This window comes from Streptomyces sp. NPDC030820 (assembly GCF_055572075.1).
Genome location: NZ_JBVIEB010000008.1, coordinates 43,988 through 58,634 on the forward strand (window position 1 = coordinate 43,988; position 14,647 = coordinate 58,634).

At 71.4% G+C, this 14,647-nt stretch carries 15 protein-coding genes; 6 read left to right on the forward strand and 9 right to left on the reverse strand.

Annotated features, from left to right (window positions below; genetic code table 11):
- Positions 1-21: 21 nt before the first annotated feature.
- The 4 genes from yczE to ACZ418_RS22540 all read left to right on the forward strand — a co-directional run bounded on the left by yczE (position 22) and on the right by ACZ418_RS22540 (position 3,511).
- A complete protein-coding gene (yczE, locus tag ACZ418_RS22525; protein ID WP_468365614.1) occupies positions 22-675 on the forward strand; it encodes a membrane protein YczE in 654 nt (217 codons plus the stop codon).
- Positions 672-1,448 (forward strand): glycerophosphodiester phosphodiesterase, encoded by a 777-nt coding sequence (locus ACZ418_RS22530; RefSeq protein WP_468365616.1) that lies wholly within the window; start codon positions 672-674, stop codon positions 1,446-1,448. The genes yczE and ACZ418_RS22530 overlap by 4 nt, the downstream gene beginning before the upstream one ends.
- Before the next feature lie 63 nt (positions 1,449-1,511).
- A complete protein-coding gene (locus ACZ418_RS22535; protein ID WP_468365618.1) occupies positions 1,512-2,858 on the forward strand; it encodes an MFS transporter in 1,347 nt (448 codons plus the stop codon).
- A 278-nt stretch (positions 2,859-3,136) separates the two neighbouring features.
- A complete protein-coding gene (locus ACZ418_RS22540) occupies positions 3,137-3,511 on the forward strand; it encodes an RNA polymerase-binding protein RbpA (protein WP_003977404.1) in 375 nt (124 codons plus the stop codon).
- 98 nt (positions 3,512-3,609) lie between these two features.
- Here the strand turns inward: ACZ418_RS22540 and fxsA are convergent, their stop codons facing one another.
- The 4 genes from fxsA to ACZ418_RS22560 all read right to left on the reverse strand — a co-directional run bounded on the left by fxsA (position 3,610) and on the right by ACZ418_RS22560 (position 7,704).
- On the reverse strand, positions 3,610-4,164 hold the full coding sequence (gene fxsA, locus ACZ418_RS22545) for an FxsA family membrane protein (RefSeq protein WP_468365620.1): 555 nt from the start codon (positions 4,162-4,164) through the stop codon (positions 3,610-3,612).
- Positions 4,165-4,231: 67 nt separating this feature from the next.
- On the reverse strand, positions 4,232-5,029 hold the full coding sequence (locus tag ACZ418_RS22550; RefSeq protein ID WP_468365622.1) for a polyprenol monophosphomannose synthase: 798 nt from the start codon (positions 5,027-5,029) through the stop codon (positions 4,232-4,234).
- 558 nt (positions 5,030-5,587) lie between these two features.
- On the reverse strand, positions 5,588-7,201 hold the full coding sequence (locus ACZ418_RS22555) for an amidohydrolase (RefSeq protein WP_468365624.1): 1,614 nt from the start codon (positions 7,199-7,201) through the stop codon (positions 5,588-5,590).
- A 62-nt stretch (positions 7,202-7,263) separates the two neighbouring features.
- Positions 7,264-7,704 carry an Lrp/AsnC family transcriptional regulator gene (locus ACZ418_RS22560; RefSeq protein ID WP_069782031.1) on the reverse strand — a complete coding sequence of 147 codons (441 nt, stop codon included), beginning with the start codon at positions 7,702-7,704 and terminating at the stop codon, positions 7,264-7,266.
- Positions 7,705-7,948: 244 nt separating this feature from the next.
- Between ACZ418_RS22560 and ACZ418_RS22565 the strand changes: the two genes are divergently transcribed.
- The gene (locus ACZ418_RS22565; RefSeq protein WP_468365627.1) at positions 7,949-8,383 is read left to right on the forward strand and encodes a hypothetical protein; all 435 of its coding nucleotides are present in this window, start codon (positions 7,949-7,951) and stop codon (positions 8,381-8,383) included.
- A 6-nt stretch (positions 8,384-8,389) separates the two neighbouring features.
- On the opposite strand, the gene ACZ418_RS22570 is transcribed toward ACZ418_RS22565, so the two are convergent.
- From ACZ418_RS22570 to ACZ418_RS22580, 3 genes are all read right to left on the reverse strand, one after another.
- A complete protein-coding gene (locus ACZ418_RS22570; RefSeq protein WP_468365629.1) occupies positions 8,390-9,487 on the reverse strand; it encodes a phosphotransferase family protein in 1,098 nt (365 codons plus the stop codon).
- 31 nt (positions 9,488-9,518) lie between these two features.
- Positions 9,519-10,619, reverse strand: a complete 1,101-nt coding sequence (locus tag ACZ418_RS22575; RefSeq protein WP_468365632.1) for an Rv3169 family protein — start codon at positions 10,617-10,619, stop codon at positions 9,519-9,521.
- A gap of 345 nt (positions 10,620-10,964) precedes the next feature.
- Entirely contained in the window at positions 10,965-12,137 is a 1,173-nt protein-coding gene (locus ACZ418_RS22580; RefSeq protein ID WP_468365635.1) for an acyl-CoA dehydrogenase, read from the reverse strand.
- Positions 12,138-12,469: 332 nt separating this feature from the next.
- Between ACZ418_RS22580 and ACZ418_RS22585 the strand changes: the two genes are divergently transcribed.
- The gene (locus ACZ418_RS22585; protein WP_468365637.1) at positions 12,470-13,702 is read left to right on the forward strand and encodes a glycoside hydrolase family 18 protein; all 1,233 of its coding nucleotides are present in this window, start codon (positions 12,470-12,472) and stop codon (positions 13,700-13,702) included.
- A 53-nt stretch (positions 13,703-13,755) separates the two neighbouring features.
- Here ACZ418_RS22585 and ACZ418_RS22590 read toward each other — a convergent pair whose 3' ends face one another.
- Both ACZ418_RS22590 and ACZ418_RS22595 read right to left on the reverse strand, forming a co-directional pair.
- The gene (locus ACZ418_RS22590) at positions 13,756-14,409 is read right to left on the reverse strand and encodes a TetR/AcrR family transcriptional regulator (protein ID WP_468365639.1); all 654 of its coding nucleotides are present in this window, start codon (positions 14,407-14,409) and stop codon (positions 13,756-13,758) included.
- 81 nt (positions 14,410-14,490) lie between these two features.
- On the reverse strand, positions 14,491-14,637 hold the full coding sequence (locus tag ACZ418_RS22595; RefSeq protein ID WP_468365642.1) for an SCO1431 family membrane protein: 147 nt from the start codon (positions 14,635-14,637) through the stop codon (positions 14,491-14,493).
- Positions 14,638-14,647 lie beyond the last annotated feature (10 nt).

Genomic DNA, 14,647 nt, shown 5'->3' on the forward strand with positions numbered 1-14,647 from the left:
CACCACCCAGGGGGGTATTTCGTGTCCACTCGGCGCCGTCTCGGACGGCGGTTGATCCAGCTGTACGCCGGGCTCGTGCTCTACGGCGTGAGTTCCGCCCTGCTCGTCGAGGCGGGCCTGGGCCTGGAGCCCTGGAACGTGCTGCACCAGGGCCTCGCCGAACTCACCGGGCTGACCATCGGCGTGGTGTCGATCCTCGTGGGGGCCGCGGTGCTGCTGCTGTGGATCCCGCTGCGCCAGCGCCCCGGCCTCGGCACGGTCTCGAACGTCTTCGTCATCGGCCTCGCCATGGACGGCACACTCGCCCTCGTCCCGGACGGGCACTCCCTCGCCGTACGCGTCCCGCTCCTGCTTGCGGGGATCGTGCTGAACGGTACGGCGACCGGCCTCTACATCGCGGCGCGCTTCGGTCCGGGCCCGCGCGACGGGCTGATGACCGGGCTGCACCGGCGCACCGGCCGCTCGGTGCGGCTGATGCGCACCGGGATCGAGGTCGCGGTGGTGGTCACCGGGTTCCTGCTGGGCGGCACCATCGGCATCGGCACCGTGCTGTACGCGGTGTCCATCGGACCGCTGGCCCAGTTGTTCCTGCGTGTGTTCGCCGTCCCTCCGGCATCGACCGGAAGCACGGTCGTTGCCGCAGCGACACCGGAACGGGTGATACTGCGTTCGTGAGCCTCACGACACCGCCCAAGCGCCATCCGTACCTCGACCACCCGGGGCCCATAGCCTTCGCCCACCGGGGCGGGGCCGCCGACGGGCTGGAGAACACCGTGGCGCAGTTCCGGCGCGCGGTCGAGATGGGCTACCGCTACATCGAGACCGACGTGCACGCCACGGCCGACGGCCGGCTCGTCGCCTTCCACGACTCGACGCTGGACCGGGTCACCGACGGTGCGGGCCGCATCGCCGATCTGCCGTGGGAGGACGTACGGCACGCGCGCGTGGGCGGCCGTGAACCGGTGCCGCTGTTCGAGGAGCTGCTGGAGACCTTCCCCGAGGTCCGCTGGAACGTCGACATCAAGGCGGAGCCCGCGCTGCGCCCCTTCCTGGAGCTGATCGAGCGCACGGATGCCTGGGACCGGGTCTGCGTCGGCTCGTTCTCCGAGGCGCGCGTGCTGCGCGCCCAGCGGCTGGCCGGACCGAAGCTGGCCACCTCCTTCGGCACCCGGGGGGTGCTGAGCCTGCGGCTGCGCTCCTGGGGGCTGCCGGCCGCCGTGCGCCGGTCCGCCGTCGCCGCGCAGGTGCCCGAGGCCCAGTCGGGGGTCCCGGTGGTCGACCATCGCTTCGTCCGCGCCGCCCACGCGCTCGGGTTGCAGGTGCACGTGTGGACGATCAACGAACCCGAGCGTATGCACCGGCTGCTGGATCTGGGAGTCGATGGCATCATGACCGATCACATCGACACGTTGCGCAAGGTCATGGAGGAGCGCGGCGTCTGGGTCTGACCGCCCGGCCGCCCGGCCCGAGCCTTCGCACTTGAGCACTTGAGCGGGGAAGCGAGGGCACGGGTGAGCACGGACACCGTGCGGACGGACGCGGCGGACGACGCCGCCGGCCTCCGGCGCGAGCAGCGCGGCTGGTACTTCTACGACTGGGCCTGCTCGGTCTATTCGACGAGCGTGGTCACGGTCTTCCTCGGGCCGTACCTCACCGCGGTCGCCGAGCGGGCCGCGGACGCCGACGGCTATGTGCACCCGCTGGGCGTCCCGGTCCGGGCGGGCTCCTTCTTCGCCTACTCGGTGTCCCTGTCGGTGATCCTGGCGGTCGTGGTGATGCCGATCGTGGGCAGTGCGGCCGACCGCACCGGCCGCAAGAAGCCGCTGCTCGCGGCGGCGGCGTACACCGGGGCCGCCGCGACCACGGGCATGTTCTTCCTGGACGGGAACCGGTATCTGCTCGGCGGGGCGCTGCTGGTGGTGGCCAACGCGGCGCAGTCCGTCGGAATGATGCTCTACAACTCCTATCTGCCGCAGATCGCCCCGCCCGAGGAGCGCGACGCGGTCTCCTCCCGGGGCTGGGCCTTCGGTTACGGGGCCGGTTCCACGGTCCTCGTCGCCAACCTGGTGCTGTACTCGGCGCACGACTCCTTCGGCCTGACCGAGACGGCCGCGGTCCGGGTCTGCCTGGCCTCGGCGGGCCTGTGGTGGGGCGCCTTCACGCTCGTACCGCTGCGCAGGCTGCGTGATCGGCACGCGCGCGTGGAACGCGCCTCGGCACCCGGGCTCAGTCAGCTGGCCGCGACGGTCCGGGACATGCGCCGGCACCCGCTGACGCTGTCCTTCCTGCTGGCGTACCTCATCTACAACGACGGCATCCAGACGGTGATCACCCAGGCCTCCGTCTACGGCTCGCAGGAACTGGGCCTCGGTCAGTCGACGCTCATCATGGCCGTGCTGCTGGTGCAGGTGCTGGCCGTGGCGGGGGCGCTGGCGATGGGGCGGCTGGCGCGGACGTACGGCGCACAGCGGACGATCCTCGGCTCACTGGTGGCGTGGACGGTGACCCTGGCGGCCGGCTACTTCCTGCCCGCGAAGGCACCGGTGTTCTTCTTCGTGCTGGCCGCCGGGATCGGCCTGGTCCTCGGCGGCAGCCAGGCGCTGTCCCGGTCGCTCTTCTCCCATCTCGTGCCGCCCGGCAAGGAGGCCGAGTACTTCTCGGCGTACGAGCTGAGCGACCGCGGGATGAGCTGGCTCGGGCCGCTGCTGTTCGGCATGACCTACCAGCTGACCGGAAGCTATCGGTCCGCGATCATCTCGTTGGTGGCCTTCTTCGTCATCGGCTTCGCGCTGCTGGCGCGCGTGCCGGTGCGAAGGGCGATCGGCGAGGCGGGCAATCCCGTTCCGGAGAAGATTTAGCGCCGGTTTAGCGCTGAAGACGAAAGGGCGGTAGTGTACGCCTTTGGCCTGCCAGGCGTACCGTTACTGCGCGTCAAAGATGCCGAAACGCTGGGTGACATCTGCTAGCAGATGTGACAAACCGGGCGCCGGTGGGTAGAACAAGGGGCGGCTACGACGGCGACGCATGACCCGGAACGGGACACGGAACGGGAATCTTTACCGCCGACCGGACGTTGACCGGATGACGACGACAGCGACACCTGTCCTGTGGGCGACAAGCCCGGGAGGCACGATTCATGAGTGAGCGAGCTCTTCGCGGTACGCGCCTCGTAGTGACCAGCTACGAGACGGACCGCGGTATCGACCTGGCCCCGCGCCAGGCCGTGGAGTACGCATGCGAGAAGGGGCACCGCTTCGAGATGCCCTTCTCGGTCGAGGCGGAGATCCCGCCGGAGTGGGAGTGCAAGGTCTGCGGAGCCCAGGCACTCCTCGTCGACGGCGACGGCCCTGAGGAGAAGAAGGCCAAGCCCGCGCGTACCCACTGGGACATGCTGATGGAGCGGCGCACCCGTGAGGAACTCGAAGAGGTCCTCGAGGAGCGCCTGGCCGTTCTGCGCTCGGGGGCGATGAACATCGCGGTTCACCCTCGGGACAGCCGTAAGTCGGCCTAGTCCCTGCGGGGCCGGGCGGAGACACAGCGCATACGAAACGCGGGCGCCGTACGTGGTTCACGTACGGCGCCCGCGTTTCGGTATGTCCGGGGGCGTGCTCAGCGGGTCAGCGGCGGATGCTGCTCTTCCCCGGGCTCGGGCCGGTCCTCGCGGATGACCTCGCCCTGCACCACCTTCCCGTCGGGACGGTGGATGCGGGCCTGCTGGAAGGCATCGCCGAAGCTGCCCGGGGCCGCCGTGCGCAGCCTCTTGTCCAGGGCGTTCTCCGCGTACCGGCTCACGGCCTTCTGCACCGGCGGCACAAGCAGGAGCAGGCCGGCCGCATCGGAGACCAGACCCGGGATCATCAGCAGCAGGCCGCCGAGCATCATCAGGCCGTTGCCGCCGCCGCGCTCCGGCGAACCGCCCCGCTGCAGTGCCTCGTTCAGGCTCTGGAACGCGCGGCGGCCGGCCCGCTTGATGACCACGGAGCCGGCCACGAAGCCCGCCACGAGCAGCAGGAACACGGCAAACCCCCCGGCCGCCCCCGCGACCAGGGTCAGCAGCCAGATCTCCAGCACCAGCCAGGCGGCGATGCCCAGCGGCAGATACCTGCGCAGCCGGGAGCGCCGGGGCCGGGCGGTGTACGGAGAGGTCGGAGCGCCAGTCGTCATGCCCCCAGTGTGCCTGGCGGCGGCTCAGCGCGGGATAAGCGGATGTTCGCCCAGGGCCGACGCGAGACTACTTGGCCCGCTTGTTCCTGCCCGTCAGCTTGGCGACCCGCTCCCCCGCGCCCCAGGCGGTGACCCGCCACAGCGCCTCGATGAGGATGTCCTTGCTCATCTTGGAGTCGCCGAGTTCGCGCTCGACGAAGGTGATCGGCACCTCGACCACGTGGAAGCCGGCCTTGACCGCGCGGCGGGCCAGGTCGACCTGGAAGCAGTAGCCCTGCGAGGCGACCTCGTCAAGACCCAGACCCTCAAGGGTCTCGCGGCGGAACGCGCGGTAGCCACCGGTGATGTCACGCAGCGGCAGACCGAGGGCGAGCCGGGAGTAGAGGCTGCCGCCACGGGAGATGAACTCACGCGACTTGGGCCAGTTCACCACGCGGCCGCCCGGCACCCAGCGGGAGCCGAGCACCAGGTCGGCGCTCTTGAGGGCGGTGAGCAGCCGGGGCAGCTCCTCGGGCTGGTGGGAGCCGTCGGCGTCCATCTCGACCAGCACGCCGTAGTCGCGCTCCATGCCCCAGCGGAAGCCCGCGAGATAGGCGGCGCCCAGGCCCTCCTTGCCCTTGCGGTGCATCACCTGGACGTTCTCGTCCTCGGCGGCCAGCTCGTCGGCGAGCTTGCCGGTGCCGTCCGGGCTGTTGTCGTCCGCGATCAGCACGTGCGCCTCGGGAACGGCCTTGCGTACCCGGCCGACGATGGTCTTGATGTTCTCCGCCTCGTTGTAGGTCGGAATGATCACCAAGGCCGTGCCGAGCGGACCGAACTGCCTCCCCTGGGCCTTGGCCGCGAGGGTCCCGTCGCCGTCGTTCACTACTGCCCCTTCTGGTCGTACGCAGGCGTCCACCATAGTGGCCACCGCCTGGTATGACGCGCCGACTTGTTCGTATGGCGGTGTCGATTCCACAAGAGTGGGGTAAGAATGCGTTTTTCGGCACCTTCTCGGCGCGCCGGGGCCGCTTTCCCGCCACGGCGGATGGGGGCCCGGCGCCCTTCGGGCCGACCTGGGACCCGCTGGCTGCGGATCGACCGAAAGCCGTTGTCTACTGAGCGCACGGGCCCCACCCGGGTCACACCTTGCCGACCGGCCGGAACGTTCCCTCGGCGGCACGGGCGCTGAGCCTGGCTCCCAAGCGACGGTGCCCCGGTGCGGCACACCATCCCTGACCCAGCAGCGCTGCGACGAGTCGGGCGAAGTTCCCCGGTCGGGCGTCCGGTGGTGGACTCGGACGAACCTACCGGCCCTCGGCCGTCGACTGTCAACAGCCCTCTGGCCTGCGACAACGGCCCGGACGGCGCAACCTTTGCGGAGGATGCGCAGGTCGGGCGGCGGGCCGGCGGCGAGCGACCGCCGCCGCGCCACCCCCGTAGATCACTCGCCCGGCCGTACGAACACCGCCCGCCCGCCCACCACCGTGCGCAGGCAGACCGGCAGGTCACGGCCCGGGGTGAGGTCGGGCAGGCCGGGCGTGCCGGAGCGCGGGTCGGTCGACCAGCGGGCCACCCGGTCGTCGGGGGCCTGGACGACCAGCTCGTCGGTGCGCCAGACCGCGTAGTCGGCGGGCGCGCCTGGCACCAGGACGCCGGCGTCGTCCCGGCCCACGGCCCGCCAGCCGCCGCGCGTGTGCGCCGTGAACGCGGCCCGGACGGAGACCCGGTGCTCGGGCGTGTGATGGAACGCGGCGGCACGGACGGTGCCCCACGGGTCGAGCGGAGTGACCGGGCTGTCGGAGCCGAAGGCGAGCGGCACGCCGGCGCGCAGCAGGGCCGCGAAGGGGTTGAGGGTGCGGGCCCGTTCCGCGCCCAGCCGCCGGGCGTACATGCCGTCCTCGCCGCCCCACAGCGCGTCGAAGGCGGGCTGCACGGAGGCGATCAGGCCCAGCTCGGCGAAGCCGGCGACGGTCTCGGGGGTGAGCATCTCGGCGTGCTCGACGCGATGCCGGGCGGCCCGGATCCGGGCGAGGCCGAGCTTCTCCGCCGCAGCGCGCACACCCTCCACGACGGCGGTCACGGCGGCGTCGCCGATCGCGTGGAAGCCCGCCTGCAGGCCCGCCTCGGTGCAGGCGACGACATGGGCGGCGACGGCCTCGGCGTCCAGATGGGCGGTGCCGGTGTGGTCGGCGTCGGCGTACGGCTCGTGCAGACAGGCGGTGTGCGAGCCGATCGAGCCGTCGGCGAAGAGATCGCCTGCGGCGCCCACCGCACCCAGGTCCCGGGCGCGATCGACGTTCTGCTCGGCCCAGTAGCCGACGACCCGGGGTCCCGGCACCTCGGCGGCGAGCTTCAGCAGGCCGGTGAAGTCGTCCTCGGAGGAGATCCGGGGGCCGCCGCACTCGTGCACCGAGCCGATGCCGAGGGAGGCCGCGTGGGCGAGTGCGGCGCGCTGGGCCTCGGCACGCTGGGCCGGGGTGACGGCGGCGAGTGCGGCCTCGCGGACGGCGTGGTGGGCGTCGGCGGTGAGCGGGACGTCCGCGCGGGGGACGTCTGCGGGGATCAGGTCCAGCAGGGCGGTGGTGACCACCGCCGAGTGCACGTCGATGCGGGAGAGGTACAGCGGGCGGCCGCCGGTGGCCTCGTCGAGTTCGGCGCGGGTCGGCGGGCGGCCGCCGGGCCAGCGGGCGGCGTCCCAGCCGTGGCCCAGCAGCACGCGGTCGTCCGGGCGGGCGGCGGCGAAGTCACGGACCAGGGCGAGGGCCGCCGCCAGGGAGGGCGCACCGGACAGGTCCAGGCCGGTCAGCGCGAGGCCGGTGGCGGTGGTGTGCACATGGGCGTCGGTGAAGGCCGGGGTCACCAGGGCGCCGTCGAGGTCGACCACCTCGTCCACGCCGTCGGCGAAGGCGTCGGCGGCGCCCTCGGAGCCGACCCAGGCGACTTGGCCGCGCTCCACCACCATCGCCGTGGCGAAGGGGTCCGCGGGGCTGTGCACCTCTCCTCGGCGCAGGAGGACGGTCTTGGGGGGCTGGGGGTCGGCGGTGCGGTCGCTCATAGCGGACAGTTTCTCCTGCCGCCGGGGAGGCGCTGCACCTGGGGCGTGCCGAGAGGCAGTGCTCAGATCCGGGGCGGCCGTGCCTCGTACGGCGTCGACAGGACGACCGTCGTCCGCGTCGAGACGCCCGCCAGGCTCCGCAGCCTGGCCAGCAGCTCTTCCAGTTCGTGCGGGGTCGCCACCCGCACCTTGAGGATGTAGTTCTCGTCGCCCGCGACGCTGTGGCAGGCCTCGATCTCGGGAACGCCGGCGAGGCGGTCCGAGATGTCGTCGGGGGCGCTGGGGTCGAACGGTTTGACCGAGATGAACGCGGTGAGCGGCAGCCCCACGGCCTCGGGGTCGACCACCGCGGCATAGCCGCGGATGACGCCACGCTGTTCCAGCCGCCGCACCCGCTGGTGCACGGCGGACGTGGACAGGCCCGTGGCCTTGCCCAGGTCTGTGTAGCTCATCCGCCCGTCCTTGACGAGCAGCTGCACGATCTGTCGGTCCAGCTCCTCCATGGCGCCAAAACCTACAGTGCGCTTGATCTCCGGGGATAGCCGAGAGCGCAGGTCATAGCCGGTTCGATACAAAAAGCGGCGCATAAGGCCCGCACCGCGCACCTGCACGCGGCATGTGACGAACGCCACACAGCTCGAACGGCCTCCGTGATGTTCTCGTGATTACCGCCGAGGGCGGGCGGGAAGTGCTTGCTGTGGTCGAGGCCGCAGCGCCGTCACGGCCCAGCCTTAGGGGGAGAATCCCATGCAGAGTGTCCATCGCCCTGGTCGATCCGCGTCCAAGCGGCAGCAGCCGGTCGTCGAGCCCGAGCCGGAGGGCGTCGAACCCGACGCCTTCGACGACGAACTGGACGCCTACGACACCTTCGAGATGTACCGGGTGATCTGCCCGGACTGCGCCCAGCCGATCGCGCTGCTGGCGGACGAGCAGGTGTTGCCCGAGCACGCGCTGTGCGCCTCGCCGTGGAACCCGTTCGGTCTCACGGTCTGTGCGGGCACGGGCCGTTCGGCTTCCGACGCCCACCCCGCGGACGAGTCCTTCGAGCCGCAGGAGCAGGACACGGCCCTGCTGCTGACGCTCCCCCAGGGTCTGGACTGGCGTACGCAGCCCTTCTCGCACGTCGGCGGCCCGGGCTCGCGCCCGATGCGCGTGCCGGCGCTGCGCCGCCAGGCCGCCTGAGCCGCCTCACCGCATCCAGTACCTGCCCTGCACCATGGCACGCAGGCTGTCGTGGTGCAGGATCAGTGTGTCCGGGTCCGCCGGGACGGCGACCTCGCCGAAGTACGCCTGCCGGTAGGCGATGCGGAGCATGACGATCGCGTGCCGCAGGGCGGCGTAGAGGGTGTGGAAGTCCATGTCGCGCGGGGTGTGGCCGGTCAGGCGCGCATAGCGGGCCTCGACGCGGTCGCGGCGCAGGAAGTCCGGCAGTCCGCGCTGTCCGGAGGCGACCGTGAGGTCGTGGAAGAAGCGGTGCAGATAGACGGTCCAGCCGAGGTCGACCTCGCGCGGGGCGAGTGCCGCCATCTCCCAGTCCAGCACGGCGACGGGGTCGAAACGGTCGTAGACGATGTTCCCGATGCGCGCGTCACCCCAGCTGAGGACGGGCTCGCCCACCTCGCGCGGCCACAGCTCCTCCAGCCGGTCGAATGCGGCCTCGATCAGGGGTGAGCGGGGCAGGCCGTCGATCACCCAGGCGTAGTAGGCCCGTTGGGCCGTCACATGGCGGCGCAGCGCGTCCTCCGGGCCGGGCGTGCCGAGGAACTGGGCCTCGGCAAGGGGTACTTGGTCGTGCAGGCGGGCCAGCAGTCCGACGGTCTCCGCCTCCAGATGCTCGCGCTCGGCGTCGCTCGCCCCGTGCAGCCAACTGCCCTCGTAGGTGTACGGCATGACGTCCGGCGGCACGCGGCCGGCGACCCGCTCCATGACGAAGAACGGCGCCCCGAGCGGACCCGGGTCCTCCTCCAGCCACAGCACACGGGGCACGGGCACGTCCGTGCGTTCGGCCACCAGGCGCAGGGTGCGGTACTGGCGGGCCATGTCGTACTCGGGGAAGACGGCGTACGCCGCCGGGTCCGCCGCGAGCCGCAACGCACAGGCCCCGAAAGGCGCTTCGGGGTGTTCGAGGTCGAACAGCAGGGTCTCGCTGGACATGCCGTTGGAGGCGGGGACGGTGACGCCGGTCGCCTTGGCGCCGGGCAGCCGGGTGCCGAGCCAGGCGGTCAGGCGCCGGGTCAGCTCCTCGGGGTCGCGGGTGGTGGTACGGGGACGCGGTGCCGTGGCCATGCGGGCTCCCCCCTCAGGTGCAATCGATGTCTCAGGGCGCGACCGAATCGAAGCCGGTGAAGCCGCTCGGGTCGTGCCGGCCGAACGAGCCGTGCTCGAAGATGCCGTAACCGGTCTGCCCGTCGAGCCGGAAGCGGGCGGAGTGGTCGGTGACGCCGTATCCGGCCAGTGGGTGGGGCAGGGTCATGTCGTAGGTGCGCCGGTCGGTCCAGCCGGGCCCCCGCCAGGTGCCGTGCTGCCAGTCGTCCGCCGGCGGATAGCCCGCGCCGAGGGCGAGCGGCGAGGAGGCCAGGATCTCGACGTCGAGCTTCCGCGATTCCCGTGCGTCCCCCAGATGGATGACGGCCCGCTCCGGGTGGCGGGTGCCGGAGCGGTAGCCGATCTCGGCCTGCGGCCAGCCCAGCTGGCGGTCGCGCCGGCCGGGGTGGACCAGGGTCGCGTCGTTCAGGGAGCGGTGGCCGTCGGCGTCCTCCTGGGTGATGACCATCAGGAAGCGGTCGCCGAAGCGGACCGGGCACCAGATCCAGTGGAACCCCTCGGTGAGGTGGTCCGCGGCGAGCCGCCCGCCGTCCTCGCCCGGGACGGGCCGCACGCCCCAGCTGCGGTCCCGGGTGCCGGTCCAGCTGTCCGCGGTGACCCGGAACTCCTCTCCCCCGGCCCGGATCACGCCCTCCGCGGTGCCCGCCTGGACGAAGCGGCGGCCCTCCAGGGTGAGCCGGTCGCCGCGGCGCTGGAGGTGGTGCGGCTCCCAGAGGGCGGGGAAGGCGGCCGTCCAGGTGAGGTCGTACGACAGTTGCTCGTCCGCGCAGATCAGACGCAGCTCCCGGAGCGGTTGCGGGACCTCGATGCGCAGCGGCCCCACGGCGAGCCGCATCCGGTCCTCCCCCAGCGCGTCCGAGGCGCGGACGGCGTGCAGGGTGTCCCCGGTGCGCAGGGTGGCGTAGGCGTCGATCACGCCGAGGTTGGGGTAGACGCCGAGACCGAGGATGAGCAGGGCGCGGCCGGTGTGGTCGAAGACGTGGAAGATGCAGCGGTCGTAGGCGTTCCGGTCGCCGGTCGCCACGTGCTTCATGGACAGCGGTACCTGGTGCACCGGGTACTCGTCGAGCGGTACGGGACGGTCGTCGGCCACGGGCACCCCCTGAGCGTCGGTCGGCTGACGGTACGTCAGCCGACCGGAGGAGGCCAGAGCGGGGATGGGATGTGCCTGAACTGACGCCCTATTCCGGCGAACGGTGACCTGTCCGGGTGCTGCCGCGTTGTTCGGGTATGACCCCCATGCACTCGGCCACCGGGCGTCAGCGCCGTGTCTTCGTCCCTCGCCCCGCAGAATCGGTTCCGCCGCCGCCTGCCCCGCAGGACCCGCCCATCTACCGCGATCTCATGCGGACCTGGGCCGACCGGGGCCGGACCCTGCCGGGCCGCCACGATCCGGAGTGGATCAGGCTGGCGGCCCCGACGGTCCTCACGGGGCAGTTCAGCGGCCTTCGGGTCCCGCCACGTGACGGGCGATGACCATCCGCTGGATCTGGTTGGTGCCCTCGACGATCTGCAGGACCTTGGCCTCGCGCATATAGCGCTCGGCGGGGAAGTCGGCGGTGTAGCCGTAGCCGCCGAGTATCTGCACGGCGTCCGTGGTGACCTTCATGGCCGTGTCGGTGCAGTGCAGCTTGGCCATGGCGGCCTGCTTGGCGAACGGCTTGCCGGCGTCGCGCAGCCGGGCCGCCGCGAGGTAGAGGGCACGGCCGGCCTCGATCTGGGTGGCCATGTCGGCGATCATGAAGCGCAGGCCCTGGAAGTCGGCGATGGGGCGGCCGAACTGCCGGCGCTGGGTGGCGTAGGCGACCGCCTCGTCCAGCGCGGCCTGGGCGAGTCCGATCGCGCAGGCGGCGATGCCGAGCCGCCCGGAGTCCAGGGCGGACAGGGCGATGAAGAAGCCCTGGCCCTCCTCGCCGATCCGCCGGTCGTCGCCGACGCGGACGCCGTCGAAGTGGACCTGCGCGGTGGGCGAGCCCTTCATGCCCATCTTCTTCTCGGGCACCGCGCCGCTCAGGCCAGGCGCGTCCCCGGGGACCAGGAAGGCGGTGATCCCGCGCGGGCCCTCCTCGCCGGTGCGGGCCATCACGGTGTAGAAGTCGGCGATGCCTCCGTGCGTGATCCAGGCCTTGCTGCCGTTGATCACCCACTCGTCCCCGTCGCGCACGGCCTTGGTGCGCAGCGAGGCCGCGTCGGAGCCGGAGGACGGCTCGGAGAGACAGTACGCGCCCAGCAGACCGCCGCCGAGCATGGCGGGCAGGTGCTCGACCTGCTGCTGCTTGGTGCCGTAGGTGGCGAGCGCATAGGAGGCGAGCGTGTGCACGCTGACGCCGAGACCCACGGTGAGCCGGGCCGCGGCCAGCTCCTCCAGGACCTGGAGGTAGACCTCGTAGGGCTGGTCGCCGCCGCCGTACTCGGAGTCGTACGGCAGGCCGAGCAGGCCCGATTCGGACAGCAGGGTGAAGACCTCGCGCGGGAAGCGTCCCGCGTCCTCCTCCTCGGCCGCCCTCGGCGCTATCTCGCGCTGGGCGATGTCCCGGACGAGGGCGAGCAGATCCCGCGCCTCCTCCGTCGGCAGCTGACGCTCCACCGGCTGCGGGTCGCGGTCGGACATGGCGTCGGTCTCCTCCCTGGTCGGGCACCGGCGGTCTGGCCCGTGGGTGGGGGCGGCTCCGCCTGGTCTTTCCGGATGGCCGAAGGCGCCCTCTCCCGGGTCTCGGAAGCGGCTGACCAGCGGCTGTGCGCTGTGAGTATGCCCGATCAGCGACCTCCAGTCACCAGTTAACGACCGCTCACTTCAAGAATCCAGTCGGACCCTCCCATGGACCCGAAATTGGTACGAACCATTGACGCAGTGGTCTAGTCCTCCCTACTGTGCATGGTCAACGCTTTACCGCGTTCATGCCAATCGGCGCGCGTTCCCCTCTCCCCACGAGGAGACACCCGATGCACACTCCCCACCGCTCGCGGCTGCGGGCGTTCGTCGCGACCGCGTGTACCGCCGCCCTCGGCGCAGGACTGCTCGCCGGCGCGGGCACCGCCACCGCGGCTGCCCCGGCCGCACCGCAGGTCAAGGCCGGCTCGAAGGTCGTCGGCTACTTCACCGAATGGGGCACCTACGACCGCAAGTACTACGTCAAGAACGTCGAGACCTCGGGGTCGGCGGCCAGACTGACCCACCTCAACTACGCCTTCGGCAACGTCACCGGCGGCAAGTGCGCCATGGGCGACTCCTACGCGGCCACCGACCGCGCCTACACCGCCGCCGAGTCGGTGGACGGCGTCGCCGACACCTGGGACCAGCCGCTGCGCGGCAACTTCAACCAGCTGCTGAAGCTGAAGAAGAGGCACCCGGGCCTGAAGATCCTGTGGTCCTTCGGCGGCTGGACCTGGTCGAGCGGCTTCGGCGAGGCCGCGAAGAACCCCGCCGCCTTCGCCCAGTCCTGCTACGACCTGGTGAAGAGCTCCAGGTGGGCGAAGCTGTTCGACGGCATCGACATCGACTGGGAGTACCCGAACGCCTGCGGCAACACCTGCGACACCAGCGGCCGGGAGGCGTTCAGGAACGTCATGGCCGCGCTGCGGTCGAAGTTCGGCAGCAGTGCACTGGTCACGGCGGCGATCACCGCGGACGCCTCCGGCGGCGGCAAGATCGACGCGGCGGACTACGCGGGCGCCGCGCAGTACGTGAACTGGTACAACCCGATGACGTACGACTACTTCGGCGCCTGGGACGCGAGCGGCCCCACCGCCCCGCACTCCCCGCTCACCTCCTACCCGGGCATCCCGAAGGCGGGCTACAACACCTCCGCGACCATCGCCAAGCTCAAGGGCCTCGGCATCCCGGCGTCCAAGCTGCTGCTCGGCATCGGCTTCTACGGGCGCGGCTGGACCGGGGTCACCCAGGCGGCGCCGGGCGGGACGGCCACCGGACCGGCGGCGGGGACGTACGAGCAGGGCATCGACGACTACAAGGTGCTCAAGGCCAAGTGCCCGGCGACCGGCACCGTGGGCGGCACGGCCTACGCCAAGTGCGGCCGTGACTGGTGGAGTTACGACACCCCGGCCACCATCGCCACGAAGATGACGTACAAGAACCGGCAGGGCCTCGGCGGCACCTTCTTCTGGGAACTCAGCGGCGACACCGCGAACGGTGAGCTGATCAAGGCCATCGACTAGCCCCGCGGGGGACTCGGGAGCGGAGGACCACGAGCCCTCCGCTCCCCGGTGTGTCAGGTGTCGCGGCGGGCCGGCTGCGGCGCCCGATAGGCCGGGTCCAGTTCCTCGACGGCGCGCAGGGCTCCGCCGAGCGTCTTCACCAGCAGCTCGCGCATGGTGTCGCGGGACAGCTCGGGGCGGTCGATCCAGTCCAGGGTGGCGCCCTCGACGCTGCACACCCAGGAGAGCAGGCCCATCCGGGCGAGCGGGGCGATGTCGCTGCGGCCGTAGGCCCCTTCGGCGACGGTGGCGATGATCGCCTCGCGGACGCTGTCCCGGATGGCGTGGACCTCGGCATCGAAGCCGACGCCGCCGCTGACGATGGTGCGGTAGGCGGCCTGGTGGTGCTCGGCGTAGCGCAGATAGCCGTCGATGGTGCGGTGGACCCGGTCCACGGCGGGCATCTCCAGGGCGTCCGCGGCGAAGGTGACCAGGTCGGCGACGGAGTCCTGGATGATCGCGAGGTAATAGCCGCGCTTGGACTGGAAGTAGTAGTAGATCAGCCCCTTGGCGACATGCGCCTGGCGGGCGATGTCGTCCATGGACAGCGCGTCGTAGGACGTGTCGGCGAACAACTTCCGCCCGATGGCGATGAGTTCGGCGCGACGGGCCATCGAGCGCTCGGTACCGCGCATCCGGGGACGGACGGCGGCACGCTGATGCGGCATATTCAATTTCGGCCCTGTTCCAGGCGGTCGGCGGGACCACCGCAGTATGTCAGAACATGCCGCACACGTGAGCGGGTCGAGTCAGAGCAGGCCGAGCTGGGTCACGAACATCGCGACGACCGCCACGAGGACCCAGCCCATAACGTGCTCGAGGAACTTCGGGCCGTCCTCCTGGGGGCCGCCGGTGCGGACGCGGGTGGCAGTGGCCGGGTGTGTGGTCATGTCCATTTGTCCACCT